1 protein-coding gene is annotated in these 391 nt (G+C 37.3%); it reads right to left on the bottom strand.

Going from position 1 to position 391, the window contains the following annotated elements:
• Window positions 1-155: 155 nt before the first annotated feature.
• Window positions 156-391, bottom strand: a 236-nt coding sequence (locus AB4585_RS28830; protein ID WP_372172212.1) for a TatD family hydrolase, incomplete at its 5' end; no start/stop codon positions are given.

Genomic DNA, 391 nt, shown 5'->3' with positions numbered 1-391 from the left:
AGTGTCTAAAACGTCGGCGATTATACAGTTCAAAAAATAGTAAAGCTGGTCACCGGTCACATTTGCGCGAGATTCTATACGCAAACGTTTACCTTAATATTGATCGCGATCACAAAACGAAAATCAAAAATGACATTTGTTGTATCTGAATGAAACTAACGTGAAAAAAGATAAATACTATTTTCCCATATTTTCTCAGATATTATAGAAGAGCTTTCTGGCCGAAGTTCAACTAAGTGATTAAATATTAAGGGAATAAAATGAGGCGAGTTAGGATGATGCTGCTGTCCCGAAATCCTCATATCAGGTGCGTCCGTCTCTAATACAATACTATCTAGAGGCAGCTTTGCTATTGCTTCGCGTGTTTTTTGTGCAGTTGGCCAAGTAATCA

It is taken from the genome of Vibrio sp. 10N.222.49.C9 (assembly GCF_041474985.1).
GTDB classification, from domain to species: domain Bacteria; phylum Pseudomonadota; class Gammaproteobacteria; order Enterobacterales; family Vibrionaceae; genus Vibrio; species Vibrio crassostreae_C.
Note: the sequence above shows the minus strand (reverse complement) of the source record. Positions and strands in the feature narration are given on the sequence as shown.